This window comes from Rhizobium sp. CB2179 (assembly GCF_057653455.1).
On sequence record NZ_JBYGKR010000004.1, the window covers coordinates 88,325 to 114,940 of the forward strand.

Annotated in this window: 24 protein-coding genes; 16 read left to right on the top strand and 8 right to left on the bottom strand. The window is 59.8% G+C overall.

Annotation, left to right across the window (positions count from 1 at the left end):
- Positions 1-2 precede the first annotated feature (2 nt).
- From AC244Q_RS32060 to AC244Q_RS32095, 8 genes are all read left to right on the top strand, one after another.
- The gene (locus AC244Q_RS32060) at positions 3-1,598 is read left to right on the top strand and encodes a GMC family oxidoreductase (RefSeq protein ID WP_128406065.1); all 1,596 of its coding nucleotides are present in this window, start codon (positions 3-5) and stop codon (positions 1,596-1,598) included.
- Positions 1,599-1,667: 69 nt separating this feature from the next.
- A complete protein-coding gene (locus AC244Q_RS32065; protein ID WP_113546808.1) occupies positions 1,668-2,924 on the top strand; it encodes an ABC transporter substrate-binding protein in 1,257 nt (418 codons plus the stop codon).
- A gap of 84 nt (positions 2,925-3,008) precedes the next feature.
- The gene (locus AC244Q_RS32070; RefSeq protein WP_113546809.1) at positions 3,009-3,875 is read left to right on the top strand and encodes a branched-chain amino acid ABC transporter permease; all 867 of its coding nucleotides are present in this window, start codon (positions 3,009-3,011) and stop codon (positions 3,873-3,875) included.
- On the top strand, positions 3,872-4,909 hold the full coding sequence (locus AC244Q_RS32075) for a branched-chain amino acid ABC transporter permease (RefSeq protein ID WP_206641050.1): 1,038 nt from the start codon (positions 3,872-3,874) through the stop codon (positions 4,907-4,909). Before AC244Q_RS32070 ends, AC244Q_RS32075 begins: the two co-directional genes overlap by 4 nt.
- The gene (locus AC244Q_RS32080; protein WP_128406064.1) at positions 4,906-5,610 is read left to right on the top strand and encodes an ABC transporter ATP-binding protein; all 705 of its coding nucleotides are present in this window, start codon (positions 4,906-4,908) and stop codon (positions 5,608-5,610) included. The genes AC244Q_RS32075 and AC244Q_RS32080 overlap by 4 nt, the downstream gene beginning before the upstream one ends.
- The gene (locus AC244Q_RS32085) at positions 5,610-6,329 is read left to right on the top strand and encodes an ABC transporter ATP-binding protein (protein WP_128406063.1); all 720 of its coding nucleotides are present in this window, start codon (positions 5,610-5,612) and stop codon (positions 6,327-6,329) included. Before AC244Q_RS32080 ends, AC244Q_RS32085 begins: the two co-directional genes overlap by 1 nt.
- Before the next feature lie 15 nt (positions 6,330-6,344).
- Positions 6,345-7,061, top strand: coding sequence for an SDR family NAD(P)-dependent oxidoreductase (locus tag AC244Q_RS32090; RefSeq protein WP_128406062.1), 717 nt, complete (start codon positions 6,345-6,347; stop codon positions 7,059-7,061).
- 10 nt (positions 7,062-7,071) lie between these two features.
- A complete protein-coding gene (locus AC244Q_RS32095) occupies positions 7,072-8,013 on the top strand; it encodes a helix-turn-helix domain-containing protein (RefSeq protein WP_113546812.1) in 942 nt (313 codons plus the stop codon).
- A 21-nt stretch (positions 8,014-8,034) separates the two neighbouring features.
- On the opposite strand, the gene AC244Q_RS32100 is transcribed toward AC244Q_RS32095, so the two are convergent.
- From AC244Q_RS32100 to AC244Q_RS32115, 4 genes are all read right to left on the bottom strand, one after another.
- The gene (locus AC244Q_RS32100) at positions 8,035-8,424 is read right to left on the bottom strand and encodes a nuclear transport factor 2 family protein (RefSeq protein WP_113546813.1); all 390 of its coding nucleotides are present in this window, start codon (positions 8,422-8,424) and stop codon (positions 8,035-8,037) included.
- Positions 8,425-8,433: 9 nt separating this feature from the next.
- Entirely contained in the window at positions 8,434-9,213 is a 780-nt protein-coding gene (locus AC244Q_RS32105; RefSeq protein ID WP_128406061.1) for a MoaF C-terminal domain-containing protein, read from the bottom strand.
- Between the two features lie 13 nt (positions 9,214-9,226).
- Positions 9,227-10,012 carry an SDR family NAD(P)-dependent oxidoreductase gene (locus tag AC244Q_RS32110; protein WP_113546871.1) on the bottom strand — a complete coding sequence of 262 codons (786 nt, stop codon included), beginning with the start codon at positions 10,010-10,012 and terminating at the stop codon, positions 9,227-9,229.
- A 500-nt stretch (positions 10,013-10,512) separates the two neighbouring features.
- On the bottom strand, positions 10,513-11,745 hold the full coding sequence (locus AC244Q_RS32115; RefSeq protein ID WP_128406060.1) for an ROK family transcriptional regulator: 1,233 nt from the start codon (positions 11,743-11,745) through the stop codon (positions 10,513-10,515).
- 283 nt (positions 11,746-12,028) lie between these two features.
- Here AC244Q_RS32115 and AC244Q_RS32120 point away from each other — a divergent pair, with 283 nt between their 5' ends.
- The 6 genes from AC244Q_RS32120 to AC244Q_RS32145 all read left to right on the top strand — a co-directional run bounded on the left by AC244Q_RS32120 (position 12,029) and on the right by AC244Q_RS32145 (position 21,045).
- Positions 12,029-14,614, top strand: coding sequence for an ATP-binding cassette domain-containing protein (locus AC244Q_RS32120; protein ID WP_487764167.1), 2,586 nt, complete (start codon positions 12,029-12,031; stop codon positions 14,612-14,614).
- The gene (locus tag AC244Q_RS32125; RefSeq protein ID WP_128406059.1) at positions 14,614-15,624 is read left to right on the top strand and encodes an ABC transporter permease; all 1,011 of its coding nucleotides are present in this window, start codon (positions 14,614-14,616) and stop codon (positions 15,622-15,624) included. Before AC244Q_RS32120 ends, AC244Q_RS32125 begins: the two co-directional genes overlap by 1 nt.
- Positions 15,625-15,675: 51 nt before the next feature.
- Positions 15,676-16,680, top strand: a complete 1,005-nt coding sequence (locus AC244Q_RS32130; protein WP_128406058.1) for a rhamnose ABC transporter substrate-binding protein — start codon at positions 15,676-15,678, stop codon at positions 16,678-16,680.
- 67 nt (positions 16,681-16,747) lie between these two features.
- Positions 16,748-17,512, top strand: coding sequence for a glutamine amidotransferase (locus AC244Q_RS32135; RefSeq protein WP_128406057.1), 765 nt, complete (start codon positions 16,748-16,750; stop codon positions 17,510-17,512).
- A gap of 827 nt (positions 17,513-18,339) precedes the next feature.
- Positions 18,340-18,906, top strand: a complete 567-nt coding sequence (locus AC244Q_RS32140) for a sugar transferase (RefSeq protein WP_128406056.1) — start codon at positions 18,340-18,342, stop codon at positions 18,904-18,906.
- 123 nt (positions 18,907-19,029) lie between these two features.
- A complete protein-coding gene (locus tag AC244Q_RS32145) occupies positions 19,030-21,045 on the top strand; it encodes a polysaccharide biosynthesis protein (RefSeq protein WP_128406055.1) in 2,016 nt (671 codons plus the stop codon).
- A gap of 28 nt (positions 21,046-21,073) precedes the next feature.
- Here the strand turns inward: AC244Q_RS32145 and AC244Q_RS32150 are convergent, their stop codons facing one another.
- From AC244Q_RS32150 to AC244Q_RS32160, 3 genes are all read right to left on the bottom strand, one after another.
- Positions 21,074-22,348 carry an O-antigen ligase family protein gene (locus AC244Q_RS32150; RefSeq protein WP_128406054.1) on the bottom strand — a complete coding sequence of 425 codons (1,275 nt, stop codon included), beginning with the start codon at positions 22,346-22,348 and terminating at the stop codon, positions 21,074-21,076.
- Between the two features lie 329 nt (positions 22,349-22,677).
- Positions 22,678-22,929 (bottom strand): hypothetical protein, encoded by a 252-nt coding sequence (locus AC244Q_RS32155; protein WP_128406053.1) that lies wholly within the window; start codon positions 22,927-22,929, stop codon positions 22,678-22,680.
- 56 nt (positions 22,930-22,985) lie between these two features.
- Positions 22,986-23,390, bottom strand: a complete 405-nt coding sequence (locus AC244Q_RS32160; protein ID WP_113546821.1) for a DUF2934 domain-containing protein — start codon at positions 23,388-23,390, stop codon at positions 22,986-22,988.
- A 273-nt stretch (positions 23,391-23,663) separates the two neighbouring features.
- On the opposite strand from AC244Q_RS32160, the gene AC244Q_RS32165 reads away from it, so the two are divergent.
- Together AC244Q_RS32165 and uxuA are read left to right on the top strand one after the other, a co-directional pair.
- The gene (locus AC244Q_RS32165; RefSeq protein ID WP_012759913.1) at positions 23,664-24,386 is read left to right on the top strand and encodes a GntR family transcriptional regulator; all 723 of its coding nucleotides are present in this window, start codon (positions 23,664-23,666) and stop codon (positions 24,384-24,386) included.
- Positions 24,387-24,428: 42 nt separating this feature from the next.
- Positions 24,429-25,616, top strand: a complete 1,188-nt coding sequence (gene uxuA / locus AC244Q_RS32170) for a mannonate dehydratase (protein ID WP_128406052.1) — start codon at positions 24,429-24,431, stop codon at positions 25,614-25,616.
- Between the two features lie 252 nt (positions 25,617-25,868).
- Here the strand turns inward: uxuA and AC244Q_RS32175 are convergent, their stop codons facing one another.
- A complete protein-coding gene (locus AC244Q_RS32175) occupies positions 25,869-26,516 on the bottom strand; it encodes a TetR/AcrR family transcriptional regulator (RefSeq protein WP_128406051.1) in 648 nt (215 codons plus the stop codon).
- Between the last annotated feature and the right edge of the window lie 100 nt (positions 26,517-26,616).

The window sequence follows — 26,616 nt, forward strand, 5'->3', positions numbered from 1 at the left end:
CCATGGCGAACTTCGACTATATCATCGTCGGTGGCGGATCGTCCGGCTGTGTGTTGGCAAACCGGCTCTCCGAGAACCCGGAAAATAAAGTCCTGCTGATCGAATCCGGTCGGCGCGACGCCGACCCCTGGATCCATGTTCCAGCCACCTTCTTTAAGGTTCTCGGCAAGGGTGTCGACATTCACCCCTATGCCTCCGAGCCGGAGAAGGGCCTCAACGGCCGCCCTTGCATTACCCCGCAGGGAAACGTGCTCGGCGGCGGCAGTTCCGTCAATGCGATGATCTACATCCGTGGCCACAGGAACGACTACGATACCTGGTCGCAGATGGGGTGTCACGGCTGGTCCTACGACGATGTGCTGCCGGCTTTCCGATCGCTTGAGAATAACGAGAGCCTCAGTGGCGAATTTCATGGCCGCAGCGGCGGCCTGCACGTCTCGAACCCTCGTCACCGCCATCCGCTGAGCGAAGCCTTCATTCAGGCAGCCAGGGAAGTCGGCATTCCGTATAATCCGGACTTCAACGGTGCGGACCAGGAAGGCGTCGGGTTCTACCAGAGTACGACTTACCGGGGGCGTCGTTGGAGTTCCGCGCAGGCGTTCCTGCGCGACGCGGAGATAAGGCCGAACGTCACGGTCCTGACCGAACGCAAGGTCGCTCGCATCCTGTTCGAAGGCCGGCGGGCGACGGGTGTGACGTTGCAGGACGGCACCATATTCACCGCTTCCAAGGAAATCGCCCTGACGGCGGGGGCAATCGCGACACCCAAGATCCTGCAGCTTTCGGGCATTGGCGAGGCCGAGCATCTCCGATCTCACGGCATCAATGTGGTGGCCGACCTGCCGGGCGTCGGCGCAAACTATCAGGATCATCTTGAAGCGCCGGTTCAAGGCGAGACCCACGAGCCGATCTCCATCCTCGGGCATGACAGTGGGATTCGCGCCGCCGGACACATGGCGCGCTACCTGCTGTCGCATCGTGGTCTGCTTTCATCGAACGTCGTCGAATGCGGTGGTTTCGTCGATACGGCCGGCACCGGCCAGCCGGATGTTCAGTTCCATGTCCTGCCGGTTCTTGTGGGCTTCGTCGACCGCGATCCCGAACCCGGTCATGGTCTCAGCATCGGCCCCTGCTACCTTCGGCCGCGCTCGCGCGGCACCATTCGTCTCAGAAGCGCCGACCCGAATGACAGGGCGGAGTTCAACGCCAATCTCCTCTCGGACCCGGCTGACCTCGATACTCTGGTGCGCGGTGTCGAGACAGCCATCCGCATTCTGGATGCGCCAGCACTTGCGAAGCTTATCAAGCGACGCGTCCTGCCGAAACCGGGGGTCGAAAGTGATCCCGCGGCATTGCGCGACTACATCCGCCAGACCGCCAAGACCGTTTTCCATCCAGCGGGCACGGCGCGCATGGGGCGAGCAGACGATCCGATGGCGGTTGTCGGGGCCGATCTGAAGGTGCGCGGCGTCGAGGGTCTGAGGGTATGCGACGCGTCGGTGATGCCGACGCTGGTATCGGGCAACACCAATGCTCCGGTGATGATGATTGCAGCCCGCGCGGCCGCCTTCATGACAGGCAAGGCGATCGCTGGCTGAGGCAGAGATTCCACGATGGAAGACGTTCGCGGGGAGTGCGGACAATAACGGAAACTGGAGGAGGAAACGATGAGAATAGATATGAGGGGGCTAGTGGTCGGCCTCGGCCTGACGCTGCTTTCGGCGTTCAGTGCTCATGCCGCTGCATCCTGCGGCGACAATACCGGCAAAGCCGCGACCGGCGAACCGATTGTCATCGGTGCGATCACCGGCAAAACCGGTCCGGACGATTTTTCGAATTCGACCAGGGCCGCCAAGGCCTATTTCGACTGCTTGAACGCCAATGGCGGCATCAAGGGGCGGCCGGTCAAATATCTGGTCGAAGACGATCAGTGGAATCCTGAGACGGCCGCTCAGCTGGCCGCCAAGCTCGTCAACGACGAGAAGGCGGTGCTGATGGTCGGCAATTCGAGCTTTGTCGAATGTGGCGCAAACGCGGATTTCTACAAGAAATCCGGCATTGTCGTCGTCGCTGGCGTCGGCGTTCCTCGCGAATGCTTCTTTGCCGAAAACTACGCCGCGACGAATGCCGGACCGCGCGTCTCTACGCTGGGCGCCATGGGCTACGCATTGGATCAGCTCAAGGCAAAGTCGGTGGTCTGTATCGGTCCGAACATCCCGAATGTCGGTACATGGTCCTGCGACGGCATTAAGTCTCTGGCCAAGGAAAAAGGCTTCACGGCGGAAACGATCCTGATGGATCCCGGTACGGCTGACTCGACCTCGATCATCCTGCAGGCGGCGGCTTCCAAGCCTGATGTCATTATCCTCGGCCTTCCCAAGGGCGTCACAATCCCGCTTCTGACCGCGGCCGAAGAACAGGGGCTCAACCAGACCATCAAGTTCCTCAGTGCCGCATCGGCTTATGACCTTTCGGTGCCCGGTACAATTGGCGCAGGCTGGGATGGAAACTTCTACGTCAACATGGAGTTCAACGATCTCGAAGCCGCGACGCCCGACAATCAGAACTGGCTTGCCGTCATGGACAAATATGGCCAGCCTTCCGATCCGCGCGACACGTTCGCCCAGGCCGGATATCTTGCCGCCCGGATTGCCGAGAAGGCACTGATGTCACTTGATCCCAAGGACATCAGCCGTGAAAGCACCAGTGCCGCCATTCGGCAGGTCAAGGGCTTTGCCAGCGATATTTTCTGCGCGCCTTGGTATTTCGGCGATGGTCAGCCGCGCCACAATGCAAATTCAACGACGCGCATGGCAGTCAGCGAAGGCGGCAAGTGGAAGGTGATTTCCGATTGCGCGCCATCGCCTGATCCGGAGTTGGCCGACGTCCGCGCCTTTGAAAAGAGCGCCGGAATAGCTCCGTAAATTGAGGCATCACGCATCGTCCCGTGGTCCGAGCCACGGGATACGCTGCCCGCCGTCTCTTCGGCCGCACATCGGAATCCGCTCATGACCTTTTTACCATTTCTGATATCGGGTCTCGGAATTGGGGCCGTCTATGCCCTCTCAGGCGTCGGCCTTGTCATCCTCTTTCGGGCAACCGGGGTCCTTAACTTCGCTTTCGGCGCCTTTGGTGCCATCGGCGCGCACTGCGCCTGGCAGCTTCTCGAATGGAAAATGCCGCTTTCCGTTGCCATCCTCGCGGCCGTCGTCGTGTCCACGGCCATCAGCTATCTCTACGGGCGGATCTTTGCGCCTATGCTATCGCATCGCGATACGGTCGTGCGTGCCGTCGGGACCTTGGCGCCGGCCTTGGTGCTGATCGCCCTGATGGGAATTATCTGGGGTGAGCTGCCGCGTCGCCTGCAGTTTCCGACCGACCAGATGTTCGTTTCCCTCTTCGGTGTTCGCCTGACCTATACGCGCATCATCGCCATCCTGCTTGCTGTGGTGATGGTTGGCTCGATCACGCTGCTGCTCAATCGAACGCGCCTGGGCCTTGACATGCGAGCCTTGGCCAACGACCGCGACCTGAGCGCAATTCTGGGTGTTCGCATTCTCTACACAGAGACGGCGGCATGGGTCATTACCGGCATTTTTTCCGGTTTCGCCGGCCTGCTGCTTGCCGACCTCGTCCGCCTCCAGGGTACGTTCCTGACATTGCTGGTGATCCCAGCGATCGCGGCGGCAATTCTCGGCCAGTTGCGCTCGCTTTGGGAAACGGCTGTCGCTGGGCTTCTGATCGGCATTGCCGAAGCTGCGCTCACCCCGGTCGGCTGGATCTCACCCTATCGCGCGGCCGCACCTTTCATTATCGCGCTCGTCGCGGTCACGATCTTGGGGAGCACGGCCAAGGCCGTGTTGAAGGACCGATGATGACTTCGCAGCAGACGATACAGGCACTACCGGAGCGCGTTCCGGTGGCCCGGTTTCCCAAACAGCTTCTTCAAGTTCCCGCGACGATGGCTCTGTTTGCTGCCGTGGTCACGTGTCTTGCCAATTCCTACTGGCTGTCGGCCGCAACGTCGGCGGTGGCGCTGTCGCTCTCGGTGGCAGGGCTGGCGATCCTCTATGGGCAACTCGGCCTCGTCTCGCTCTGCCAATTCGCGCTCGTCGGGGTTGGCGGTTGGGTAACGCTTCGTGTCGGCCACGCCTTTCACCCGCCGTTCGAAATCAGCCTTCTGGCCGGAGGCATCGTCGCTTCCGTGGTCGGCCTTGCCTTCGGCTTGCCGGCGCTGCGCTTGAGGGGGCTTTATCTTGCCCTTGTCACGCTGATGCTCGCGGGCGCGTTTCAGATCATCATCAGCGCCTGGGGCTTTCCCGACGGCGGCAACGGTTTTCTCGGCCGCGCCGACGGTTCCGGCCGTGCCATGCTCCCCCGGCCGGAAATCGCAGAGGGAGCCGTCGGCTATTTCCTCTATGTTTGCCTTGCCGCAACGATCGCTCTGCTGATCGCCCAATGGCACAAGCTGGGACGACCCGGCCGCGCCTGGGCTCTGATCCGCAAGGGTGAGACGGTCGCCATTGCAAGCGGCGTCAATGTGCTGACCTACAAGGCATGGGCATTCGCGCTCAGCGGCTTCCTCGCGGGCGTTTCTGGTGCACTGCTTGCCGGAAATATCGGTCAGCTCGATGGTCGTGCGTTTGGCGCCTTCGAAAGCCTGAACCTCTTCGCCCTGGCGATCGTCGGAGGCGTCTACAACTGGTACGGAGCGCTGATTGCCGGGCTGCTGCTGCGGGCGGTGCCGGCGCTGCTGACCGATCTCGGGATCGATGGATATGTGACCATCGGTATTTTCGGCGTCGCTCTGTTCCAGGCATTGGCGACGGCACCATCCGGCATCGCCGGACAGATCGCCTCGCTGATCGCCCGGCTGCGATTCGGTTCGGCAAAGGAGAGGGCGCGATGATCGCCATCGACAACCTTGTCGTCCAGTTCGGCGGCGTCAAGCCGATCAACGAATTGACTGCGACCCTCGCTGCGCCAATCGCCGGTCTGATTGGCCCGAACGGTGCGGGTAAAACAACCCTGCTCAATGTTCTCTCCGGTTTCGTCAGGCCGGCTCGTGGCAGCGTCGCACTGAATGGCGAACAACTGCTGGACCTTGCACCGCTCCAGCGCGTGCGCGCCGGCCTTCGCCGGTCTTTCCAGACAGAGCAGGTCGTCGAGGATCTGACGGTGTCGGGCAATCTCGCCGCGATCGCGGATCATGTAGTGGCGCCGCTAAATCGGGCCGCGGCCATCGATGCCGCTCTTGCTTTTGTCGGCCTCCGAACGGTGACCGATAAGCTCGGCCAGTCGCTCAATCTGTTCCAGCGCCGTCTGGTCGAGCTCGGCAAATGCGTGATCGGCAGTCCCAGGCTCATCCTGCTCGATGAACCTGCCGCCGGCCTGACGGAAGAGGAGGGCGGCATATTTCGCGAACTCGTTTTGCGCATCCCCGTCGAAGTCGGAGCGCAAGTGTTGGTGATCGATCACGACGTCGAGCTCATTCGGGCGATGTGCAGCGAGACGATGGTGCTCGATTATGGAAAGCTACTGGCGCTGGGGCCGACGGAAGCGGTGCTTGCCGACCCGAACGTGCGCCGCGCCTATCTGGGGGAATTCTGATGGCAGCGATCTCATCCGTGGTTATTGAAAACCTCGCCGTCGAGCGCGGTGGCAAACGGGTCATCCACGATGTCTCCTTTGCCATCAAAAGCGGAGAAATCACCGCGTTGCTGGGTGCCAACGGCGCCGGTAAGTCGAGCACCGTTATGGCGCTTGCTGGCGTCCTACCTATCGCTGGCGGCAGAATGCGGCTCGACGCGACGTCGCTCACCGGGCTTTCTCCCGATCGCATCCGCCGGGCCGGCCTGGCGCTGGTGCCGGAGGGCCATCGGGTGCTGGGCCAGCTGTCGGTGGAAGACAACATTCTCGTTGCTGCCTTCGATGGATCGCCTTCCGCCCGCCGCGAGGGACTCGAAAGAGCCTATGAAATATTTCCCGAACTTGCCCAGCGCAAACGCCAGCTGGCTTCCGATCTCTCGGGGGGCCAGAAGCAGATGGTCGCGATGGCGCAGGCGTTTATCGCCAAGCCAGGCTTCATGGTGGTCGATGAGCTTTCGCTTGGGCTGGCGCCGGCTGTGGTCAAGCGGCTGGCGGAAGCACTAAAGATAGCGGCCCAAAACGGCATCGGCGTGCTCCTGATCGAACAGTTCGCCAACCTTGCTCTCGATCTGGCCGATCACGCGATGGTCATGGAGCGCGGCCGGCTGGTCTATGATGGTGCTTCCGCGACGTTGAGGGCCAATCCCGAAATCCTGCATGGCGCCTATCTCGCCAGCTGATCTCAAGGAGAGACGATGACCTTTGCCAACGATCTTTTTACCGGCCGCACGGTCGTTATCCCTGGCGGAACATCGGGCATTGGGGCTGCGACGGCTGAGCGTTTTGCTGCGCTCGGTGCCCGGGTCGTCTGCTGCGGCCTTGGCGCCGCCGGCGGACCACGCAGCGAGCGGATCGAGAGCCGGGACATCAACGTCCTTCAGCCCGGCGCTCTCGACGATTTCTTCGCGAACCTCAATCAGATTGATGTGCTCGTAGATTGCACCGGTGTCAGCCGCGATCGCGACGAATGGAAGAAAGAGAAGTTCGATGAGGTCATAGCAATCAACCTGACGTCCGTCATGGATTGTTGTCGCTTGGGCCGCAGCCGGATGAAATCCGGTTCGTCCATCATCAACATTGCATCCATGTATTCGACGTTCGGCGCGGCCGATCGGCCAGGTTATTCGGCCAGCAAGGGAGCGATCGTACAACTGACAAAGTCGTTGGCGCAGGAACTTGCGGCGGAGAATATCCGCGTCAACGCCGTCGCGCCAGGCTGGATCGTAACGCCGCTGAGCCGGGCGTTGTTTGCCGATGAAGTCGTTTCGGCGCCGATCAGAAACCGCATACCGGCGGGACGATGGGGCGAGGCGGCGGAAGTCGCCGACGCGATCGTCTTCCTGTCGTCCGAGGCAGCACGCTACATAACCGGCGTCTGCCTGCCGGTCGACGGCGGCTACCTGACCTCATGAGGAAGACAGCATGGAACCGGTTTTCTCATCCGTTAAAGTTGCAGGGGGAAGGGATTTTCCGAACGTTGCCCGCAGCTTGTTCGGCAATGTGCGGCTCGATTTTCAATCGGGTGACGAAGATCAAAGCCGGCTGTTGTCGGCAAGGCTCGGCACCTGCCGCCTGACGCTGCTGGAAGCCGATACGCACACGGTTTTTGGCGAGCGCGTGACCCTCGGCTCGGACTCTCCCGATGCCATCAAGTTGGTTTTCCAGACACATGGCTTTTCGTCCCTCAACCAAAATGGCCGTAGCGTTCCAGTCGGCGCCGGCGCGAGCATCATGTATGATCCAAGCCGTCCCTATGTGCTGACCAACAGAACGGCTGTCCGCCTGCTTCTCTTGCAATTGCCGCGTCGCGCGCTTCCAGTTCAAGCGGTCAACCGGCTGATGGAGCCGTTTGTCGCCATGCCTGAACATGCGGGGATGCAGCGCATCCTGCTTTCGCTGATGGATTCGACAATCCGGGAGATCGGCAGGTTGGACGACACGGTGCGTGCCAGCCTCGGCCAGACGATGATCGAGCTCGTTCGCACCATGATCGGCGTTGATCCGCAGCGGGAACGATCAAGCGCCCATTCCCTTGACCTGCTGCGACGGCGTGTGAAGGACTTTGTCTCGGACCACATCTCGCGGCCAGATCTCGATGTCGGCATGATCGCGCGCCGTATGGGTTGTTCCATTCGCTACGTCTATCGTGCATTTGAGGCCGAGGGCACGACGCCGGCCGACTATATCTGGAGCCTGCGGCTGGAAAGAGCAGCGTCCCGACTACGGGACGCTGCATGCCGCCCGGGCGAAATATCGGAGATTGCCTTTGCGCTTGGGTTTTCTTCGAGCGCGCATTTCTCCCGGGCGTTTCGTGGCCGCTATGCGCTTTCGCCCTCCGATTGGAGAAAGGGCGGCCCGGCGTGAATCCGCGAGGCCGCCACGCGTTTATCGCATTGCGTCCGCTACACGCAGCGTGTCGGTGAATTGTTCGAAGCGCCGGATCTTGCCGTCTGCGACGCTCCAGACGTGAACGACACGCGCCTTGAAGGACTTGCCGGTCTGTCTGTAAGTCCCGGCATAATCACCGATTCCGATCACATCGCTGCCTGCATCCAGCAGCCGTTCCAGGCCGAACGTGTAGCCGTCGAAGGCTTCTCCGAGTGCGAAGAAAACGTTTTTGAAAACCTCTTGCGGACCGACATAGGTGCCGGCACAGGGAAAGCCATCCATCTCCGTCCATCGGCAATCGGCGGCGATGTCGGCAAGCATGCCGTCCATATCCCGGCGCGCGTTGGCGTCGTAGTGTGCCTTCACGATTTCATAGGCTGTGCGCATCGTTTTGCCTCAAACTGGTTCCTGCCCGGGGAGATAGTAGGTCATCGACGCCTTGCGGATGAAGGCGCCGGCCGGGCTGTTCTGGATATGGCCATCACCAGTGATGCCAAGGAATTTGCCTGTCGAACGCATATCCTTGAAATTGTAGAAGAATGTCGAGGCGACAGCGATCTTGAATTCGCGGAAGGTGAAGATGTACTGATCATCGTCGAACTTGTAGGTGGTCGTCAGGTCGACGTCACCGTGCCCGCGTTGCACGCCGACAAGGCATTGCCATGCATAGCGTTGCGACGAGAGATAGGTATGTTCGTAGACGTGGTTCGGGCTATAGGTGAAATGCGCCCTTAGCCCGATCAGATCCCGGCTTTCGGCGGGCACCGGTCCGCTGACTGCGCCGCCTTCGAGAATCCCGGGTCGGAAAATCTGCGCCACCTGCGGCTCTCCGACGGATTGCTCCTTTTCGCGAACAATCGAATAGATCGAGAGGACGCGGCGGCTGGAAACGTTCAGGATCAAGGTCTCGGCTTCTTTGGGTCGCCCCGCGAAAATGACTTCGACGAAGAAGGTGTCGGGCGCAACCTCGATGACTTCGACCTTGTCGGTTGCGCTGTCATCGCCGTCCGACCATTGCACATTGTCATCGTGGAAGGTGAGTTGAAGCTTGCGTCCGTCGTCAAAGGCGATCGCGTGGGATGAGCCGGAAAGGGCATTCGTCGCTGACAGTCGGTTCGCGTCGATCCCGTATGCGAACTGATCGTAGGTTTTCCAGTCTTTCGGATTCTGGTTCATTATTGTCTCCTCCTCAGGTGAATGCGAGCGTGGGCAGATCGACAGTCCCGGCTCCGCCGTCGACGGTCAGGATGGCGCCGTTGACCATTGCGGCTTCCGCCGAGGCCAGGAAGCAGACTGCATTGGCGACATCTTCAGGCGTTGCGGGACGGCCAAGCGGCACGTCCTTCGTCACAAGGGCATAAGCGTCCTCGATGCTCTTCAGCTTGAATTTTTCCATGATGAATTCCATCTGCTCGTCGGCCATCGCCGTCGTCACCCAGCCGGGGCAAACGGTGTTGGTCCTCACGCCGAGGCGGCCGTAATCCCGAGCCAGCGACTTCGCCAGGCCGATACAAGCATGTTTCATGGTGACGTAGCCTGCGGCATCCGGACCGGCAAAAAGCCCCGCGATCGAGGCAAGCACGACAATATTGCCTTTGCTCTCGATCAAATGCGGCAGCGTTTCGCGCGCACTGACGAAGGCCGTGTTGAGGTTGAGCCTGGTCGCCAGATCCCAAGTCTCGTCTGACATGTTGACAGTAGGGCCGACACCATGGCCGCCGGCATTGGCCACGAGAATATCCAGGCTGCCGAACTGCTCGGCGACGGCAAGGGCGGCAGCCTTCATGCTGGCGCCGTCGGCTGCATCGGCCACAACGACCGTGGCTCCGATCTCTTCGGCAACTGCGTGGAGTGGATCGGGACGTCGCCCCACGAGCGTGACATTCCCACCTTCCAATCGAATCCGGCGGGCGACCGCCGCACCGATTCCCGTTCCCCCGCCCGTAATCAAGGCCGTCTTGTTCTTGAAGCGCATGATGTCTCCTCTCACCTTGAGGAATATCATGGCCCAAAGCGGCGGAGCCGTCGTGTCTACTTCTGCAGTAAGTTTTGACTGAGAGTGCACAGCCTTGGAATGCGGGCTGCATGGCCGAGGCATTCGCCGGATGTCAGAGCACAAGCATGAAGCTCACGACCTTGCGACGATCCCCTGGAGGTTTCGGCGACTGATGATCAAGTAAGGCCGATACGATCGGCACATTCTAATCGAAAGGCGGGCTAAGATGTACATGCTGCCACGCACGAAGGATAATCTTCATTGCCTTGACACATCCGCGATGGGAAGTGTGTTTCGCGCCCGCCCTCATCCGATTCCCGGTGGAAGAATAAGCGCCGGGAAACTGACCGGCGAAAGTCTTGTGCCTGCTTCTCATCAAGCCGAATGCAAAAAGCAATGGCGTATCCTGTTTCGCCCCGCCCGCCGCAGCGCCAGGTATTCGTTTCTACCCCTGGAAGCCAAAGGCACGATCAACTTTCCTAAGAGCCAATCAAAAGTGGCTTCTTATCGTTGCCTTTTTTCATGAGAACGCCGGTATCCGGACCGAACATCAGGTAGAGCGGAAGTATGCTCGCTCCGAGCGCGGAACCCCGGGCTCCCAGGGCACCGGCGGTGATCGTGGGTGCGATCAAGCCGGGGGGGACCATCTCTGAAAAACATTGCCGGACGCGGGCAACGGTTTCCATCAGCAGTGGAGCGGGGAGAAGCCCGTCGATGACAACCGCTTCGACATCGATGACGGCAATGCTTCCGATAATCGCCTGGGCAAGAGCATCCGCGCAGTCGTCCTGCCACTCGGAAACAAATGTGCGCGCGGCTGGCGGCATCGGGTCGAGATCACGGACCCGCCTGATGTCTATACCGTTGGTCCTGAGATGATGGACGAGGGTATAGATTGAGGCACGATGAAGCAGGACTTCGAATTTTCCAGCCGGCTTGGGAACGGAGCTTAGCGTCGAATGTGTCACCGGGAACGGCCCGTAAGCTGCGGTATTGCCGTTCGGACCAGTCTGCAGGGTCCCATCGAGGACAAGGCCGCCGCCGACGAATGTGCTGAGTGAGATGTGGAGGAAGTCAGAAAATTTCTTACCCAACCCGTACACCAATTCCGCGACGGCAGCTGCCGACGCGTCATTCTCGATCATGACAGGAAGATTGTGGGTGTCGGCAAAATGGCCCTTCAGGTCAAAGGACCGCCAGGCCAGTTGGACATCGCCGGGAAATCCAAGCTCCTCGTCCCATCCACCAATGAAATAAGGGGCGGAAATCCCGATGCCGATCAGGCGCGAGCTATGAACAGCGCCAAGCTGTGACTTGAAACGCCCGATGGCGGCGGCGCCTAGACGCTTTATGCTGTCGGGATCCGGATGATCGTAGTCGTGGGTCTCGAACGCGCAGATTTGCCCCGCAAAGTCGATTAGGATGGCATCCATCGCTCTGCGGCCGATATGAAAGCCGATCGAATAAGCGCCGGTGCTGGCAAGTCCGTACATTGCAGACGGCTGGCCCTTGCCCCCGAAGCGTTTGCCATTTTCGACCAGATAGCCACCCGCCACAAGAGCCTCAACGATCGCCGCAACAGCTGGTGGGGTAAGATGTGCGAACCGCGCGATCTCCGCCTTCGATGCTTGGCCAAAGCGTCGCACTGCGTCCAGAACAACGCGCTCGTTGTAGTGGCGAAGCTGGACGGAATTACTGCCTTTTCCTGCCATGCGATCCAACCGTGAAAGGACCATTCAAAAGCACGTTGCTTTAAGTGCCAGCACCGGTAACGCGACCGCTGAATTTACGCAACTATCGCGCAGGCCAGGACGCTGTCTCTAGAGGCCATCTTTTAAATGTGGGTTGACCACAATCAAGCATTATTATAGTAAACTGCTTTAATAAATGCCCGATGGGAGTTGGGTGGAGTTGTCTGCCCTAGGGGGTCGGAGGAGGCACCAGGAATGGCTCGCTGCGCGTGGTTGGAAATTCTCGTCATTCCGGATGCGCCGGATGCTTGATGTTTCAGGCAGACCAAAAGCTGCTGGGACGAGGGCGACCGGCCAAGTCGTCGCGTCGCTCGAGGGCGTCACGAAGGTCTTTGGTGGCACCGTCGCTGTCGCAAATGTGTCGATTGAACTGCGGGCAGGAGAGGTGCTTGCCCTGCTTGGAGAGAACGGTGCAGGCAAAAGCACATGCGTCAAGCTTCTGGCCGGCGTCCATCGGCCAGATGGCGGCCAGGTCGTCATGCTGGGCAAGCCCGTTGCGTTCGCGTCTCCACTGGAGGCGCAGCGTGCCGGTGTCGCCGTCATGCATCAGCATCCAGGTCTTTTTCCCGATCTCAGCATCGCCGAAAATCTCTTCATCGGGCAGACCGGGTTACGCTGGAAACTTGACCACAGGCAGATGCAAAGCGAGGCTGCGCGCCTTCTGACGCTCGTCGGCCTCGACGTGGATGTCACAGCCCCTTTGGGGCGGCTGCGGACATCCGAGCAGCAGCTCGTCGAAATTGCCCGTGCGCTTTCGCTCGACGCACGCGTTTTGATCATGGACGAACCAACCGCAGCCTTGTCGCAGAGAGAGGTGGAACGGTTGTTTACGGTTGTGGACAATCTCCGCCCGCAAGGGGTGGCGATGATGTTCGTTGGCCATCGCATGGACGAGATCTATCGCGTCGCCGATCGTATCGCCGTCCTGCGTGATGGTCGCCATGTCGGAACGGAGATTGCAGCGGATCTATCCCGTGAACGTGCCGTCCAGATGATGGTCGGGCGTTCCCTGGATGGGCTCTATCCGCGCAACAACACGGCGCCTGGCGATGTGGTTCTTGACGTCAGAGGACTGTCCTGTGACGGTTCGTTCCAGGATGTGTCGTTTCAACTGAGAGCTGGCGAAATCCTGGGGTTCGGCGGATTGGTCGGCAGTGGCCGGACCGAGATCGCCCGGGTCCTGTTTGGCATCGATCAGCCGACAGGGGGAACGATTGCAATCGATGGCAAAACAATGCGCTTTGCCTCGCCGAAAGATGCCATGGGCAACGGCATAGCCTATGTTTCCGAAGACCGGATCGGGCAGAGCCTGGTTATGGACTTCCCTATTCTGAACAACGCGTCGTTGACTGTGCTCGACAAGGCGACCCGAGGCGGGTTGATGTCGCGCGAAAAGGAAATTGGCATTGCAAAGCCGTTTCTTGACCGTCTTCGGCTGCGTTTCAAGTCCTTCGATCAGCCGGTCGGCGCGCTGTCCGGCGGCAACCAGCAAAAAGTCGTTCTGGCAAAATGGCTAGCGACCAATCCTCGCATCCTAATCCTCGACGAGCCGACGCAAGGCATCGACGTTCAGACCAAGGCCGATGTCCATGCGATGATGACCGATCTCGCCGCCAAAGGCATGGCGATCATCCTGATCTCATCCGAACTGCCGGAACTGCTTGGCATGGCCGACCGCATGATCGTGCTGAGGGAAGGCTCGGTCACGGCCGAGTTTCGGCACGATGAGGCCACGCAGGAAAAGGTGATCGGTGCAGCGACCGACGCGATCGTGAAGAAGGTGGATGGCGAGATCGTTGTCCAGCCGGTCCCGCATCGGGACGAAAAATCGGTGATCCCGGAAAGAGCAGCGCAGGGCACATGGCGGCGGGTTCTGGCCCGCCGGGAATTGGGGCTCTTTGCGGCCATTGCGGCTGTCGTCATTCCCATTTCGATGTTGAACATACGCATGCTGAGCGGCGCAAACCTGTCCGCCCTGGCAATGGACGCCGGCCTTCTGATGATCGTCGCCGTCGCCCAGATGCTTGTCGTGATCACCCGCAGCATCGATCTTTCCGTGGCCGCGATCATCGGTCTTGCAGCCTATGGAGCGGCCTCGACGATCCATCTGTATCCCGAGATCGGCGTGATGGGTGGTGTCGCGCTGGCTTGTACGATCGGGCTCGCCGCGGGCTTCCTGAACGGGCTCATCGTGACCTACGGCCGCGTGCCGGCCATCGTCGTCACGCTTGGCACCATGTCCATCTTCCGGGGCATCAACAGCCTTTGGGCCGGCGGAACGCAGGTGAGCGCCGACCAGGTGCCGCAAGCCTGGCTTGATATGACGGCAGCGAATATTTTCGGAGTTCCGGCTGTGCTCCTGATCGCCATCGCCACCCTGCTCGTCGTTGCCTATATCCTCCGCAATACCTCGATCGGCAGGGAACTGTTTGCCATCGGTTCCAATCCCGGCGGAGCGAGCCTCATCGGCATTCCCTCGCGTGCGCGCATCCTGATGGCCTTTTCAGCAGCCGGGCTTCTGGCCGGGTTCGATGGTGCGCTCTGGGCTTCTCGTTACGCCACAGTCGATGCACGCGTTGCATATGGTTTCGAGTTGACCGTGATTGCGGCTGTCGTCGTCGGGGGCATTGCCGTTCGCGGCGGCTCCGGCACGGTGCTGGGCGTCGCCGCCGGCGCCCTGATGCTGCTCATCATCAACAACGGGCTGACGCTCGTGCGTGTCGATCCCCTTTGGCTGCAAGGGGTCTATGGCCTCGTCATTCTCGCCGCCATCGGCATCGACGCGCTCGTCGCCCGCCGCGCCGCCGGCAAGCGCAAGGGAGCACATTGATGAGCACGAACTCCGAGCGCAATCCCGACTTCGTCACCCGCTTTGCCAACTGGGATAATTTCCTGGCGGCGCTGACGATCGTCGTCGTCGCCTACGCTCTCCTCGGCGTGCCGAACTTCGCTTCCGTCTTCAATATTTCGCAGGCTGTCGCCGGCATTTCAGAGCGCGCGCTCATTGTATTGCCGATGGTCCTGCTGATCATTGCGCGCGAAATCGACCTGTCCGTCGGCAGTATATTAGCGCTGACCAGCGTGATCTTCGGCTTGCTCATCCAGGCAGGCGCGCCACTCCTGCTGGCCATTCCGGTGACGCTTGTCGCCGGCGGAATTTGCGGCGCCTTCAACGGCCTGCTGGTCACGAAACTCGGTCTTCCCTCCCTTGTCGTGACGCTCGGAACGATGGCTCTGTTTCGCGGCATTGCCTATATTCTGCTCGGCTCGGACTCGATCAACGACTTTCCCGACAGCTTCCTCGATTTCGGTATCGATACTGTCGGCACATCGCCGGTGCCGCTGACCATCCTTCCCTTTCTGCTGCTTGCCCCGATTTTCGCCATAGCGCTTCAAAAGATGCCGCTCGGCCGACGCATCTATGCGATCGGCGGAAGTCCCGACGCCGCGTGCTATTCCGGCATTCGTCTCGCCCGAACGGTGTTTGGCTTGTTCGTCACATCAGGGGTGGTTTGTGCGGCGGCTGGCATGGTCTACGCGGCGCGGCTTGCAAATGCTCGCGCCAACAACGCAGTCGGTATCGAGCTCGACGTTATCACCATCGCGCTTCTGGGCGGGATCAGCGTCTTCGGCGGGCGTGGCCGGCTGACCGGCGTGCTGTGGGCACTTCTGCTGGTCGCCACCATTCGCAACGTCCTTGGGCTGCTGCAGATCGGCGGCGACGCGCAGGGGACGGTCATCGGCCTTCTGCTCATCGTTTCGCTGTTGGCCAGCAATGCGGCGGAACGCGTCTTCACCAGCGTTCGAACGCGATATTTCAAAGTCAAAACAGGCGAGTAGTTCCGGGGCTAGCCTGCTTCACCGAACCGGATATCTTGAGGAGGAACCGACATGACATCGCATCTTTTCAAAACTCTACTTGTCGCGGGCAGCTTGATCGCCAGCATCGCGGCGGCAAACGCGCAGGAATGCGCCAAGGAACCGGTCACGGTCGGCTTCCTGCCCAAGCTCGACACAGACCCCTATTTCCAGGTCGCACAAACAGGTGCGGAAGAGGCTGCAAAGGAGATCGGCGGCAAGGCGATCAAGCAGGCTCCGTCGCAGGCAACTGCCGAGGCGCAGATCGATTTCATCAACAATCTGGTTTCGCAGAAAGTCGATGTCATCGCGATCTCCGCCAACGACGCCAATGCCGTGGCCCCCGCCTTGCGCCGCGCGGCCAAGCAGGGTGTGAAAGTCGTATCCTATGATTCCGACGTATCGACTGCCGCCCGTTCCGTCTTCCTCAATCAGGCGGCCGGCGACAGCCTGGCCGAAATGATGCTGGAATCGATGGGGCAGATGATCAACTATGACGGCGAGTTTGCGATCCTGTCCTCGACCCCGACGGCCACGAACCAGAATGCCTGGATCGACTTCATGAAGAAGACGATGGCGGGCGACAAGAAATACTCCAAGATGAAGCTCGTTCAGGTCGCCTATGGCCAGGAGAGCGAGCAGGTCAACCAGCAGCAGGCGCTGGCCTTGGCGCAGGCATTTCCGAACCTCAAGGGCATTATCATCCCGGCCGGCATCGGCTTGCCCGCAGCTGCCCGTGCAATGGACCAGGCGGGCCTTCTCGGCAAGGTCAAGCTGACCGGTCTGGCGCCGGCAACCCTCATTAAGAAGTATATCCAGAACGGCTCCGTTCAGGATATCTGGTGGAACGTCAAGGATCTCGGCTACCTCACCTACTATGCGGCCCAGGCTGTCGCGCAGTGCAAATTGACCGGCAAGGAGGGCGAGACCTTCGAAGCAGGCAGGCTCGGTTCCTACAAGGTTGGAGCTAACGGCGAAGTTCTTCTTGGACCTGCGGATATCGTGACGCCGGCAAACGTCGAAGAATTCAAGTTCTGAAATCCATCGACGTGAGGGGTGGCGCCGCAGTGGCACCACCCAATTCAACTGACATCGGGAGACCACCATGAAGCCAGTTCTGCTTGCCGGCGAGACATTTCACGTCACCTCCTTTGCCTCCAAGGGATATGAAGTTGGAGCGTCTGCGCGATATTCGAACGGTGCCGAGCGCTATATTCAGGGCCTTGCGGCGCATGGCGTCGTGGTCGTCCAGATCGGCGGCGAGCGTTGCGAAAGCGAATTTCCGACGACGATGGACGGACTTGACGCCTATTCGGCGGTCGTGTTGTCCGACGTGGGCGCGCTGTCGCTTCTCTACACCCCGCAGACGAGGGCAGGCCGCCGCTCCGTGAACCGCCTCGAGCTTCTGAGGGAGTGGGTTGATAAAGGTGGGGCGCTGATGATGGCAGGCGGATATTGCAGCTTTCAAGGCATCGATGGCCTTGCCATGTTCCGCGGCACGGCGGTGGAGGAATGCCTGCCGATCGAGTGTTTTCCTGGACCGGATGGCTTGGAGGCGCCAGAGGGCCTGGATCCGGTCATTCATGAAATCGGTCATCCGATACTGGCAGGAGTGCCATCGCCGATACCTTATGTCCTTGGCATGAACCGCGTTGCTGCCCGCGGCGACATGGAGACAAAAACACTGATTAATTGCGGCCATCGCACCGGACAAATGCCGCTCCTATCGGTTCGCGACTATGGCGCCGGCCGGACTCTAGCTTGGACGACCGACATCGGTCCTCACTGGCTGTCCCAGGACTTCATGCAATGGCCCGGTTACGATCTGCTGATGGCCAACATGATCCGCTGGCTCGCTCGAGAAATTTAGGGTGATCGTTCGAACGACGGCGAGCGCCGAAAATCTTCCGCAGTTTCTTTGAAGCAAGGTGCGGTCACTCGTCAGGGACGCCCTGCCTGAGCTCGGCTTTGTCATGCTGTTCCCCTCATTGGCGTCGATATAAATTAGGGCGCAGCGCCAACATTCCAATCGCGCGGCCATAGGCCGTCGGCGACAATTATGCCGCGCTACGGTGAGCTGAGACATGCGTCAAGATGGCAGCGCAATGTAGAAAAACCGATGTCCGAAAGGACTTGAGCTCTGTCGCGTTCGAAAGGACGCGGATGGCGATGTTAGTAGCCGACGTCCGATAGCCTCCGCGCCAGGTCGGGTTCATACTCTATTCAGCGACGATCGCTGCCTCATCCGTTACTTTGCAAGCGCTGGCATTGCTCTCATCCTACTCAATCGTAGGGAACCGCGAAGGCGGCCAGGCTCAGCACAGGGACGAGAAAACAGCAAATCACCTATAAGGGGATCGGCGCTCTCGGCGCCGTCAGCGCGCAGTATCGATGCGCTGGTTGCAAGGCGGGTGCGGCAAACGCGATCGCGGTCAAGCTCGCGACCGGTGAGACGTCGATTGATCTCGATCCCGCCCTGATCGAAGATTCGTTCGTGACGGACCGGTTGGCGCAAAATGGTGAACGATTTTCGCGAATTGCTTGAGGCGATCTGCCTGCGCGGTCAAGATTTGCCGATCCTCGTCCGTCCGCCACCGGAGAATGATGGCAGTTGACGCGAAACGGTTTTTGACGATACGGCAACGCGATAGGCCGAATGGCGGATGGTCGGTCAATAAGGCGGAAGAACTGCGGAGCATGGATTTGAAACGGGCGGTGGATTTTTTCCTGGCTTTGATTGCGGCGGCGATCCTGCTCGTTCCAATCCTTGTCGTCGGTCTTTGTGTTCGCCTTACCTCGCCGGGACCGATCTTCTATTGGTCAAAACGTGTCGGCCGTTTCAATCAGATCTTCCTGATGCCGAAATTTCGCAGCATGCGCGTCGACACACCGACGGTTGCCACGCATCTGCTCGAAAATCCAGATCGGTTTCTGACACCCATCGGCTCGTTTCTGCGCAAATCCAGCCTCGACGAACTGCCACAGCTCTGGTGCATTCTCGAGGGGAAGATGAGTTTCGTCGGGCCACGGCCGGCACTCTACAATCAATATGATCTGATAGAGTTGCGCACCGCCCATGGTGTCGACAAGCTCCTGCCCGGATTGACGGGATGGGCGCAGATCAATGGCCGGGACGAATTGCCGATTCCAGAGAAGGTAAAATTCGATGTCGAATATCTCGAACGTCGCTCGTTCGGCTTCGACATAAACATCCTGTTTATGACTGCCGAGAAGGTCATCCGCCGTAAGGGCATACGGCATTAGGTTACCTACTTCTGATAGATAAGTCGGTGCAGAAGACCTTGATTTCCGATTATTTCAGTTGCGCTCGTTGCAGAAAGCGACAAGAAGGTGGTTGTCTATTGATCTGCGAGACGCTGGTAAGCAATGCCTGAAAATACTCCCACTGAGACGCCGCGCTCGGGATGGTTCTTAATGCCGCTGCAAGCGCTTGTCGCCCCTCTGCTGGCGATGCCGCGTGTTGCCAAACGCGCCCTGGCTTTGCTGGTGGATTCCAGCTTTTGTGTTCTGACCATCTGGCTCGCCTATTGCTTCCGCCTCAACGAATGGACGGTGCTGACCGGCGTGCAATGGTTGCCGGTCGTCGTTTCGTTGTGCATGGCCCTTCCCATCTTCATCGTCATGGGCATGTACCGGGCGATCTTCCGTTATGCCAATATGGCTGCTTTCATTACTGTTCTGAAGGCCATTGCGATCTACGGCTTCGCCTTCATGACGATATTTACTGCCCTCAGCGTCCCCGGTGTTCCCAGAACCGTCGGTATCCTCCAGCCCTTCCTGCTGTTGATTGCGATCGGGCTGTCGAGGTTGAGTATCCGCTACTGGCTCGGGGATGCCTACCAGCGCATCCTTCACAAGAATATGCTCGCCAAGGTGCTGATCTATGGGGCAGGGACGGCCGGGCGGCAGCTGGCCGGCGCCTTGATCAACAGTGCCGAACTCAATGTCGTCGGCTATCTGGATGATGACCCGCGTCTCAAGGGCGGCGTCATGGGTGGTTTGCCGATCTACGACCCCTCGGACCTTCCGGTGCTTGCAGAATCTCTCGGCGTGCACAACGTGCTTCTTGCTCTTCCCTCCGCATCGCGGCAGCGTCGCAATGAAATCCTGGAGCACATCCGTAAAGCCAGGGTCAATGTTCGCACGTTGCCGGATCTCACGGCCCTGGCTCAGGGACGCATCGCCGTCTCCGACATCAGAGAGCTGGAGATCGAAGATCTGCTGGGGAGGGAAGCGGTCGCACCACGGCAGGAGTTGCTCGACAAGGCGATGCGTAAAAAGGTGGTAATGGTCACGGGTGCTGGTGGCTCGATCGGCGGCGAGTTATGCCGCCAGATTCTGCGCAACGAGCCTTCGAGCCTGATCCTCATCGATCAGAACGAGTTTGCGCTTTATAATATCCATGCCGAATTGCAGAAGCTGGCCGAACTGTACAAACACGAAAATACGCAGATCGTCCCGATTCTCTGTTCCGTTCGCGACCAGGATCGCATGGAACATGTCATGCAGAGCTGGCGACCTCAGACGCTCTATCATGCAGCCGCTTACAAGCATGTTCCCCTTGTCGAACATAATGCCGTGGAAGGCATCAAGAACAATGTGATGGGTACGCTGGTCGCGGCACGCGCGGCGAATAAATGCGGCGTCTCGAATTTCGTGCTGATCAGTACAGACAAGGCCGTGCGTCCGACAAATGTGATGGGGGCCAGCAAGAGGTTGGCAGAGATGGTTCTGCAGGCGCTCGCAGCAGAATCGGCGACTGACAGAATGCGAACGAATTTTTGCATGGTCCGCTTCGGAAACGTCCTCGGCTCCTCCGGATCCGTCGTGCCGCTTTTCAGGCAGCAGATCAAGGAAGGCGGCCCCGTTACGCTGACACATCCTGATATAACCCGCTATTTCATGACCATTTCGGAAGCCTCGCAGCTCGTCATACAGGCCGGCGCGATGGCCGACGGCGGCGATGTTTTCTTGCTCGACATGGGGGAGCCCGTCCGCATCGCCGATCTCGCCCGCAAGATGGTCGAGCTTTCCGGGCTGGCCGTCCGCGACGAGAACAATCCCGAAGGCGATATCGAGCTGTCCGTTACCGGTCTTCGGCCCGGCGAAAAGCTCTACGAAGAACTTTTGATCGGCGACAACCCAGAAACAACCGAACATCCTCGCATTATGAAGGCGCGCGAGGATTTCCTCTTCTGGTCGGAGCTTTCGAAAAAGCTCAACTCGCTCAATGCGGTATTGGATCGGAACGATATGGTCGCGGCACGTGCGATGTTGGCCGAACTCGTCTCCGGCTATTCCTCAACAGGTGAGGTCTCGGATCTGGCTTTCAGCGGTACCGAGCCAATACGGCTGCCTCAGCCAATTCAAAGCACGTTGTAGAGTCTGCAGGCGCAAGGGATGCCAGACGTCAGCTCCGGACGACGGGGGCAAAGCGCGTGCTGCCGCGATCCGCACCAATAAGGGCGACGAGGTAAGCGAAGATCGGATCCAAAGCTTTCTGATTGAACATGATGCCAAAGCTGCCCGTGATGACGTAGCTGCTGACGAGCAGAAGAGCGAGCGCAATCGCTAAATCCCGGCCCGGTCCCGCTTCTTTTCTCAACGCGCCTATCACCGGTGTCAGCAGCATCAGCGAAAGCGCTGCAATGCCGAAAACACCGGCGTCGATTCCCGCGGTCAGAAAGCCGTTGTGGACATGCGAGTAAGGCAGCTGCGGCCTTATGTTATCGGGCAGCTCTGCCAAAACCGAACTCATCCGGTTCTGCGGGCCATAACCTGTCAACGGGTCCTTACTGATTGCCGATAGTGCGCCTTTGTACAAGGCGAACCGCGCACTCAGCGACGTGATCTCGCCGTCGGTGCGTTCGAGCGATGTCAGATTTTCCTGAAGCGCCTGGATGCGATGGAGGATCTGGCCGCTGCCCAGGGCGATAAGTCCCGCCAACAGCAAGGCGCTGGTAATAGCGAGGCTGCGCAAACTCAGATGGAAGCTGTGCTTGCGAAAATACCAGAGGAAGATGACGATATGGATGGGAATGACCAGCCAGGCCGAGCGCGTTCCGGAAAGCAGAACGCAGCCTAGACCGGCGGCATATCCCAATATCGCAATTCTTTGCTCCACGCTTCTGGGAGATTGAACGTTGAGAAGCGCAATGCCGCCGAACAGGATCCCTATCACACCCAGGAGCGCAGCGTTCGAAGTCCCAGCCTCTGCTCTCTCCATCAGAAACATGATCTGCAGTAGACTGAAAACAAAGGTGACGATCATGCCGATGCCTGCGCCGAGGATAAAGAGCGGCACGAGACGGCCATCGGGAGATTGGCGCATCCGCGGCAATATCAGCCAGACCGAGAAGAAAGGCAGGAGGCGGAATATCCAGTCCGCTACGTCGGAGTAAGGCGGATTGATGAAGATGCTGGCGATCATCACCAGCGGGTAGATTGACATGCCAATGGCAACCAGCCGGTCGGATCTCGACAGGTTCAAGGCGAGGCGGCCCGTCGCCAGACAGTAGACGCCCCACACCATCGACGCGAGGAGGATGAAGGAGTTAAAGTTCGGAGAAAGCCCTGGAAGGATTGCAAAGAGAAAGACGGCAATGCGGTTGTTTCGGTCGAGTGCGCTTCCGGCCTCATCCCCCTGACAAAGCACTGCCATCTTGAGTTGTCTAAGATAATTCACTTTGCCGGTCCTGACCGTGTCGATGCTGCCTCGCTAAGGATCGCGATCACAGCTGTCAAGCTGTGATGAGGGTGCAATCTATGGCTTTATTCGACGTGGTATTCCAGCAACAGGCGTCCGGACAGACGTGGTTCCATTCGATGATCAGTGGAAAATGGCTGCGACGGTAAGTCCGGCCTCAACAGAAAACACGTTTGAAGTGCGGGCTTGAAGGTTGATAGCAAGCAGCCAACGGGCGTTGCCGAGAGAAGAGGAGGCGGCGACATCCAGATCGGCACGGCTGGTCGAAAAACCGATGCATGCGCCTCGTTGAAGTGAAGCGGCGGCCGCTATCGCCAATATGGGCGTGTCGAACCTTCCGCCGATGATCGACCAAGGAGATATCCAAGCCCGAATGCGACAATGCCGGTGGTGAGCAGCAATGCGCTTGCAGTGCGCGGGTGCTCTCTGGCACCGAAGGCGACGGCATAAGCCTCACGCTTCATCTCTTTGGCCGCTGACTTTGCTACCTTGGTCAATCCCTCCGGCTGCTCAGTGGGCGTTCCGGTAAATCCGGCGTTCAAGTTCTGTTTGTCGACCATGTCGGGTACCTTTCTGAAATTGGCAAGAGGTCTGAGATTGGCGCGAGCCGGAAAGCTCAATCCTGCTCGCGTGTGCCGGGGGAGGCTTCGCGTTGATCGGCGTCCTCGAGATCGGTCTTGACGAGAAATGTATCCGTATGTTGGCGCGAAGCTTCTCGCAATGCTGCGAGGTTTGGAGGATTGTCGGCTTCACCCTGCTGTGCATCGAGTTCATGTTCAGCCAGGCTCCAGTGATGCCCGTGCTTGCCTTCCGGCCTCCCTTCCTTCTCCCACAGGGAATATGCCCTTTTTCGGATCTCTTCCTCGCGGCCTGCTGCCGGCGATCCGCCGCTCTGGCGGCTGACTTCCTTTGAGGCTCGCGGAGTCGCTTTCCGTCTGCCTGCCTCCGCGGCGGGTCGAACTCCCGGTCGGGCGCCATCGGTTGTATTTTCGCTCGTTTCGGGTCGTGCTGGCTTTTTCATAAAAGTCTCCTTGCGGATCTCAACCAACTTGCCCGATCTAAGTTCCAAATAAAGAGCGCCTTGGTGCAGAGATCGGGTGTCCATTTTCTGCGAGGTCTGCCGTTCACCCGGGCTTCGCACCGTAATTGCCGTTCCATGTTCTTGCCTCGAGCCTACGGCACGCGGGTGGACTTGCTCAATTCGCGAGGCGCCGAACCTTGAGTGGCATGTCTTGGCACGGCAACAAAACTGATATACTAGTATGCCACGGAAATTCAGCGTCCTGGTATATCCATGCGGCAAGCATCAGAAACTGAAGTTTTGGTCGCCCCGGCTTTGCGGGAGGTCGGGGGCAGGCTGCGCCGGATCACCACAGCCGGCGCCATCTACGATCGCCTCTATGCAGACATCGTGTCGCTGCGGATGCCGCCCGGTATGCTGCTGCAGGAAAAGCGGATCGCCGATGATTTCGGCGTTAGCCGCACGCCGGTGCGCGAGGCGCTGCTCCGGCTTTCCGAAGGCGGACTGATCGATATCTACCCACAATCGGGCACCGTCGTGTCGCGGGTGCCGGTCTCGGCGATCCCTGAGGCAGTTGTCGTGCGCAAGGCGCTTGAAGGCACGACGGTCGAGGCTGCGGCGCTGACCGCCTCCGCCACCGATATCGCTCGTCTCGATACCATCATTGCCCGGCAGCGGGCGCATGCCGCGACCGGCAATGCCTCGAGCTTCCATGAGGAGGACGAGGCCTTCCATGAGGCGATCACGCAGATATCGGGTTATCCCGGCATCTGGGCAATCCTGAAAACGGTCAAGGTGCAGATCGACCGGGCACGGCGCCTGACGTTACCGGTGCTTGGGCGCATGGATAATGTCGTGCAGGAACACATGATCATCCGCGATGCACTCGCCGCCCATGATGCGGCGGTTGCACGCAGCGCGATGACCCATCATCTGAGTGCCGTCATTCCCGATGTCGACGAGTTGCGCGCGCGTTACCCCGATTATTTCTGCTGACGGCAGGCCAACACGAAACGAAAAGCGAGGGAAGGAAGAAGGATGCGACAGGGTTGGAGATGGTTCGGACCGGAAGCGCCGGTGACGCTGGATGATGTCCGCCAGACGGGCGCGACGAATATCGTCTCTTCGCTGCATCAGGTGCCGATCGGCAGGGCCTGGACGGAGAAGGAAGTGCGCGAACGGCAAGCTCTGATCGAGACGACGCCCGGCGACCGTTCCCCGCTCGTCTGGTCGGTGGTCGAGAGCATCCCGATCCCCGACGCCGTCAAGCGCAAGGGCGGGGAGGCAAAGGCCGAAATCGAGGCGTGGATCGCCAGTCTCGAAGCGGTCGCCGCCTGTGGCATTCCGATCGTCTGCTATAATTTCATGCCGGTGGTGGACTGGACTCGCACCGAACTCGATTTCGTGACACCGACCGGCGCCACCGCCATGCGTTTCGATCATGAACGTTTCGCAGCCTTCGATCTCTTCATTCTGGAACGGCCGGATGCGGCGCAGCACTATTCTAGTGAAGACCGCGAACGGGCGCGTATCGTCTTCGAGGCGATGACGGACGACGAGGTCGCCGACATCACCCGCATCATCACCTCGGCTCTGCCGGGGTCGACCACCGAACCTCTGACCATTCCGGCTTTCCGCGACAAGCTCGTCGCCTATAGTGGTATCGATGCCGCAAGACTGCGCCGGCACCTGATCGAATTCCTGGAGGCGGTGACGCCGGCTGCCGAAGCCCGCGGCGTCAAGCTGACGCTGCATCCCGATGATCCGCCGCGTTCGCTGTTCGGCCTGCCGCGCATTGCCTCGACGGCGGACGACTATGCCGCTCTCTTCGATGCGGTGCCATCGGCGGCGAACGGCATGTGTTATTGCACCGGCAGCCTCGGCGTCCGCGCCGAAAACGACCTGCCGGCGATCGCCCGACGCTTTGCCTCGCGCATCCATTTCGCCCATCTGCGTGCCACGACGCGCGAGGGTGACGGCCGGACATTCCATGAAAGCGCGCACCTGGAAGGCGACGTCGATATGGTCGCGGTTCTCAGCGAACTGGTCGCGGAAGACCGCCGCCGCAGTCCCGAAGACACCATCGTGTTCCGATCGGACCATGGCCATCGCATGCTCGACGACCTCGACAAGGTCGTCACACCCGGCTACCCGGCGATCGGCCGCATGCGCGGCCTCGCCGAACTGCGCGGTATCCTGCATGCGCTCGGTGCGCCGCCGAACTGAGGTGTTGTCTCTGGCCGAGGAGGGGGCAAGACGTTGCCACTTGTCTCTTCTCCCCAGCGGGGAGAAGTGCCGGAGCGATAGCGAGGCGATGAGGGGGCTTCACGGCACACCGCTCAATATTGCCCTTCGCTTGCGCTCAGTGCACGCGCCCCCTCATCTGCCCTTCGGGCATCTTCTCCCCGCTGGGGAGAAGGGAGAGCAAGTGCTCGCCCGTAAACAAAAACCATCGCGCTCTGAAGCCCGAGCGATGCTTCAGAGCGCGCAACCTTTCAGGAAAAGATCGGCGCACATCTTCGCCCGCGCCTGGATCGCCTCGATCTTCGGCGGCGGCTCCTGGCGCAGGATCGCCGCGCGCTGCGGCTCCATGGCCATCATGCCACGCAGCATGCCGCAGGCCAGATGCGGATCGTCGAGTGCAATGAGGCCGCGGTCGACCTGTAGGCGCAGCCAGTCTTCCATCAGCGCATTGGTGCGCAGGATCGCCCGTTCGTAGAAGGATGTGGCAATTTCAGGAAAACGGTCCGACTCGGCGATAACGAGGCGCATGATGGTGACCGTATCTTCCGAAAGCGTCAGCATGCCGTAAGCCATCAGCATGCGCTCCAGACCATCTCTCAGATCGGCAGCGGCAAGCATCGGGGGATCGAGCGCCAGTAGGAAGCGGCTGATACGCTCGGAGACCACGCTGGCGAAGAGATCGGCCTTGGTCGGAAACAGCCGGTAGAGCGTCTTTGTGGAAACACCAGCCTCCTGGGCGATCGTGGCGATGCTTGCCGCCGCGTAGCCGTTATCGTGAAACTGGGTGTCTGCCGCTTCGACGATCAGGTTCCTGGTGTCGTCGTCACAGCGTATCTGCGGCCGGCCTCTCGGCCTCTTCTCGATTTGTTGATTTTGGACCATGACGATTTTCCAAATTCATGTTGACATCCATTTTATAGTGCATATTTTAGAAAACATCAAGTTTCCTAAATCGTATTCACCCCATTAGAGGCCGCAGCCC

Coding starts and splice junctions, on each gene's coding strand:
- AC244Q_RS32060 (WP_128406065.1), top strand. CDS start 3: ATGGCGAACTTCGACTATATCATCGTCGGTGGCGGATCGTCCGGCTGT.
- AC244Q_RS32065 (WP_113546808.1), top strand. CDS start 1,668: ATGAGAATAGATATGAGGGGGCTAGTGGTCGGCCTCGGCCTGACGCTG.
- AC244Q_RS32070 (WP_113546809.1), top strand. CDS start 3,009: ATGACCTTTTTACCATTTCTGATATCGGGTCTCGGAATTGGGGCCGTC.
- AC244Q_RS32075 (WP_206641050.1), top strand. CDS start 3,872: ATGATGACTTCGCAGCAGACGATACAGGCACTACCGGAGCGCGTTCCG.
- AC244Q_RS32080 (WP_128406064.1), top strand. CDS start 4,906: ATGATCGCCATCGACAACCTTGTCGTCCAGTTCGGCGGCGTCAAGCCG.
- AC244Q_RS32085 (WP_128406063.1), top strand. CDS start 5,610: ATGGCAGCGATCTCATCCGTGGTTATTGAAAACCTCGCCGTCGAGCGC.
- AC244Q_RS32090 (WP_128406062.1), top strand. CDS start 6,345: ATGACCTTTGCCAACGATCTTTTTACCGGCCGCACGGTCGTTATCCCT.
- AC244Q_RS32095 (WP_113546812.1), top strand. CDS start 7,072: ATGGAACCGGTTTTCTCATCCGTTAAAGTTGCAGGGGGAAGGGATTTT.
- AC244Q_RS32100 (WP_113546813.1), bottom strand. CDS start 8,424: ATGCGCACAGCCTATGAAATCGTGAAGGCACACTACGACGCCAACGCG.
- AC244Q_RS32105 (WP_128406061.1), bottom strand. CDS start 9,213: ATGAACCAGAATCCGAAAGACTGGAAAACCTACGATCAGTTCGCATAC.
- AC244Q_RS32110 (WP_113546871.1), bottom strand. CDS start 10,012: ATGCGCTTCAAGAACAAGACGGCCTTGATTACGGGCGGGGGAACGGGA.
- AC244Q_RS32115 (WP_128406060.1), bottom strand. CDS start 11,745: ATGGCAGGAAAAGGCAGTAATTCCGTCCAGCTTCGCCACTACAACGAG.
- AC244Q_RS32120 (WP_487764167.1), top strand. CDS start 12,029: ATGCTTGATGTTTCAGGCAGACCAAAAGCTGCTGGGACGAGGGCGACC.
- AC244Q_RS32125 (WP_128406059.1), top strand. CDS start 14,614: ATGAGCACGAACTCCGAGCGCAATCCCGACTTCGTCACCCGCTTTGCC.
- AC244Q_RS32130 (WP_128406058.1), top strand. CDS start 15,676: ATGACATCGCATCTTTTCAAAACTCTACTTGTCGCGGGCAGCTTGATC.
- AC244Q_RS32135 (WP_128406057.1), top strand. CDS start 16,748: ATGAAGCCAGTTCTGCTTGCCGGCGAGACATTTCACGTCACCTCCTTT.
- AC244Q_RS32140 (WP_128406056.1), top strand. CDS start 18,340: ATGGATTTGAAACGGGCGGTGGATTTTTTCCTGGCTTTGATTGCGGCG.
- AC244Q_RS32145 (WP_128406055.1), top strand. CDS start 19,030: ATGCCTGAAAATACTCCCACTGAGACGCCGCGCTCGGGATGGTTCTTA.
- AC244Q_RS32155 (WP_128406053.1), bottom strand. CDS start 22,929: ATGGTCGACAAACAGAACTTGAACGCCGGATTTACCGGAACGCCCACT.
- AC244Q_RS32160 (WP_113546821.1), bottom strand. CDS start 23,390: ATGAAAAAGCCAGCACGACCCGAAACGAGCGAAAATACAACCGATGGC.
- AC244Q_RS32165 (WP_012759913.1), top strand. CDS start 23,664: ATGCGGCAAGCATCAGAAACTGAAGTTTTGGTCGCCCCGGCTTTGCGG.
- uxuA (WP_128406052.1), top strand. CDS start 24,429: ATGCGACAGGGTTGGAGATGGTTCGGACCGGAAGCGCCGGTGACGCTG.
- AC244Q_RS32175 (WP_128406051.1), bottom strand. CDS start 26,516: ATGGTCCAAAATCAACAAATCGAGAAGAGGCCGAGAGGCCGGCCGCAG.